This is a genomic window from Synechococcus sp. R55.7 (assembly GCF_047461955.1).
Taxonomy (GTDB): domain Bacteria; phylum Cyanobacteriota; class Cyanobacteriia; order Thermostichales; family Thermostichaceae; genus Thermostichus.
The window spans coordinates 10515-13689 of the sequence record NZ_JANSIC010000048.1 but is presented as its reverse complement, the minus strand read 5'-3'; the positions used below and the strand labels follow the sequence as shown (position 1 = coordinate 13689).

Annotated in this window: 4 protein-coding genes, 1 tRNA gene and 1 pseudogene; 1 reads left to right on the top strand and 5 read right to left on the bottom strand. The window is 60.3% G+C overall.

From position 1 onward, the window contains the following. Window positions 1–2 precede the first annotated feature (2 nt). From NW820_RS04075 to NW820_RS04060, 4 genes are all read right to left on the bottom strand, one after another. A tRNA-Met gene (locus NW820_RS04075) sits at window positions 3–74 on the bottom strand. A gap of 99 nt (window positions 75–173) precedes the next feature. Next, window positions 174–1634, bottom strand: a complete 1461-nt coding sequence (locus tag NW820_RS04070) for a DASH family cryptochrome (RefSeq protein WP_414406752.1) — start codon at window positions 1632–1634, stop codon at window positions 174–176. Between the two features lie 12 nt (window positions 1635–1646). Beyond that, the gene (locus NW820_RS04065) at window positions 1647–1976 is read right to left on the bottom strand and encodes an HU family DNA-binding protein (RefSeq protein ID WP_238376891.1); all 330 of its coding nucleotides are present in this window, start codon (window positions 1974–1976) and stop codon (window positions 1647–1649) included. Between the two features lie 37 nt (window positions 1977–2013). After that, the gene (locus NW820_RS04060) at window positions 2014–2211 is read right to left on the bottom strand and encodes a cytochrome b6f subunit family protein (protein ID WP_041436278.1); all 198 of its coding nucleotides are present in this window, start codon (window positions 2209–2211) and stop codon (window positions 2014–2016) included. 141 nt (window positions 2212–2352) lie between these two features. On the opposite strand from NW820_RS04060, the gene NW820_RS04055 reads away from it, so the two are divergent. Next, complete coding sequence (locus NW820_RS04055; protein WP_011432443.1) at window positions 2353–2796, top strand: ATP-binding protein; 444 nt, start codon at window positions 2353–2355, stop codon at window positions 2794–2796. 3 nt (window positions 2797–2799) lie between these two features. Here the strand turns inward: NW820_RS04055 and NW820_RS04050 are convergent. Beyond that, window positions 2800–3175 (bottom strand): annotated as a pseudogene (locus tag NW820_RS04050) (hypothetical protein); the annotation flags it as partial.

Sequence of the window (3175 nt, the reverse complement as noted above, 5' to 3'; positions counted from 1 at the left end):
GATGGCTCAGGCGTGATTTGAACACGCGACCAAGGGCTTATGAGTCCCCTGCTCTACCGCTGAGCTACTGAGCCAGGACAGCGCTTAACTAGAATAGCACTCTTGGGCCGGAACTGCGCCTCAGAAAATCCCCTCAGCCCCCTCTCGGGAAGAAGCCCCAGACAAGGCAATGCCTATCGGCAGGCCAGGGCAGCTTCGTAAACCCGTCGGTTGGCCGCGAGAGACTTCTCCAAATCCACCAGTGGGCGAGGGTAGTCCACCCCCAATCGGACTCCAAATTGCTTCTGCTCGGCAGCAGTGAGGCGATAGGGCTCGTGGATTTTATCCCCCGGGATCCCGGCCAATTCCGGCAACCAGTGGCGCAGATAGTCTCCTTTGGGATCGTACTCGCGAGATTGTTTGGGGATGTGGAAGTAGCGGAAGCCGCGGGCATCGTTCCCTACGCCGGCGGTGTAGTTCCAATTGCCGTAGTTGCTGGCCACGTCGTAGTCGATGAGCAGCGACTCAAACCACTCAGCGCCCATGCGCCAGTCGATGCCCAGGTTCTTGGTCAAAAAGCTGGCCACATTCTGCCGTCCCCGGTTGGACATAAATCCGGTAGCCGCCAGCTCCCGCATGTTGGCATCCACCAAGGGGTAGCCCGTCTCACCCCGACACCAAGCCTGAAAGCGCGGCCAATCCTGCTGCCAAGGGATGGGGATCCCTTGGATCCCAGAAGGACGGAACAGTTTGGCGCCGTGCTTGGCCAAGATAAACCGAAAATAATCCCGCCACAGCAGCTCAAACACCAGCCAGTAGGTGGACTCATTGCGCACCCGCTCCTGCTCGTAACGCTTGACCTCGGCATAGACGGTGCGAGGGGAGATGCAGCCCAGGGCCAACCAAGCAGAAAGCCGGGAGCTATCGTCGGGATCCAACATGCCGTTGCGGGTTTCTTTGTAGATGCGCAGCCGATCCAGATCCCAAAAGTAGGTTTGCAGGCGGGCATGGGCAGCAGTGCTGCCGCCAAGGTAGGTGAAGCGGGCCCGTGGATCCCCGGCAGGTGGGGATAGCCCCAGCGAGGCCAGGGTGGGCAGAGGGCCGGGATCCAAACCCGATGGCAGGGGGGGGATCGAGGGAATGGGCAAGGGATCCCGGATGGGAGTGCTTTCCTCGACTTGCTTTCGAAAGCGGGTGAACAGCTCCGGCAGTTGGGAGAGGCAAAAGGGGAGATCTTCAGGGTGGTAGAGGGTGTGGCCCCAATCGACCTGCAACGGGATCCCCAGAGGCTGCAAAGCCCGCTCAACCGCAGCCGCCACCTCCTTCTCCTCGGTGCCCACCTCTTCATGGGCGTAGACCGCCTTGACTCCCCACTCCTGTGCCAAGGTGGGGATCACGTGTTCTGGCTGTCCCTGGCGGATCACCAAATCCGAGCCGCGCGACCGCAACTGCTGCCGCAAATCCGCCAAACTCTCCAGCAAAAACTGACCGCGGAAAGGGCCGGTTCTGGGGCGGAGCCCAAGGGAAGTCTCGCCGAACTGGCGGGGATCCAAGCAATACAAGGGGATCAAAGGGGATCCCTGTTGGCAGGCCCGCGTCAGCGGCTGGTGATCCAGCAGGCGCAAGTCGGTGCGAAACCACAGCAGTACAGTCATTCTGCAGCTACCCTACACGGATCCCGCGGACTCAGACTTGGACACCCGAACCCCAGCTGGACGCCCCAGCTCAGGGCTGGGAACAAAATGAGGCACATCGGCAGCCGGGATGTGAACAGGGGCCTTGGTGCGCGGATGATAGGTTTGCCGGGCGGGACGATGGCGCAGCGAGAACGTGCCAAAGCGAGCCAGCCGCACGGATCCCCCCTGGGCCAGGCATTGGCTAATGCTGTCCAGCATAGCCTCCAGAGCAGCAGCAGCCATTTCCACGGTCAGGCCATCCACCTGCGCGGCCATCTGGCGGGCCAGCAAACGGCGAGTCAAATGAGGAGGAGAAGCCACCAACCGACCCTCTAGACAACAGAACACAGACAGGGGCTTAGAGCACCTCCAGTTCACTCTCGAAAAACCAATGTCGAGAGCGATCGGGAAACTCCAGAATGTAGCCGACACCGCTGCCATCGACCACACGCCGTGCCAGCACCACAGCCTCTTTGCCCACCAGAGCGCTGAGGTTTTCTTGTCCGCGATCCTGGACAGAGCGAACTTTGACCTTATTTCCAACCTTGATCGCCATAAAACCGCGAAGAGACTTACCACTCAAGATGGTACGGCAAAAGTCCCCTTGCCGAGCTCCTGCCGCACCTCTGCTGGGGTTGACCCCGATGGGATTGCTAGAATGGGGTCAGAGTGCCGTGCCCCAGGGAAGACTGCCTCCGTGATTGCCCTTTCCCTCAAACCCGCCCACTGCTCCTGGAGCGTTATCAGCTTTCCCTCCACCCTCTACACTCAGCCTGTCCTCGATCTCTTGATCTCAAAAGTCCCTCCTGCCTGGAGAGCGGAAATACGTTTGGGCCTACAGGAAGCAATCATCAATGCCGTCCGCCACGGCAACGGCCTCGACCCCAACAAGAAGGTGATCATCGAGTACGCCAGCTCGGAGCCCTTTTACCAATGGCTGGTGCGAGATCAAGGGCCCGGCTTTTGTCCCCAAGAGAAGCTCCACCGATGCCAACATAACATCTTGGAAACCGAAGAGTCGGGCCGAGGAATGCTGCTGCTCACCCAAATCTTCGACTTTGTGGAGTGGAATGAAACAGGCAACCAGGTCTACCTGGCCAAATACATCCACGCCAACTGCCGGGATCCCTGGATAGTCTGACCCTCAATGCCACTCCCAAAACAGCTTGCCCATTTGGGTAATCTGGCAGCCCCGATCGGGGTAGGGAGCTTCAGAAACCGCTAGGGCTGTGGTGGCGAAGGCAAAGCGCGTGGATGCCCAGCGGGATCCCTTAGCGCTCCGCGCCGCTGACGCGACCGGGTCGGGCAGCTCGCTTTCCAAGAGCAACCCCAGGGATCCATAGCCATAGCCCAAATTGCGGTGGGGCAGGGAAGCCACCAACTTGCGCCAGGCGCGATTTGCACTCAAGGGGGGATCCGCGAGGGCCGTCTCCAGAGCCCCCAAAGAAGAGGCCAGGTAGGAATAGCCTTTGCGATCGGCATGATACACCTGTGCCGGCAGCGGGATCCCTGGCAGCGTT

Bases quoted from the DNA above. Each gene is read 5' to 3' on its own strand.
- NW820_RS04070 (WP_414406752.1), bottom strand. From the start codon at position 1,634: ATGACTGTACTGCTGTGGTTTCGCACCGACTTGCGCCTGCTGGATCAC.
- NW820_RS04060 (WP_041436278.1), bottom strand. From the start codon at position 2,211: ATGGCGATCAAGGTTGGAAATAAGGTCAAAGTTCGCTCTGTCCAGGAT.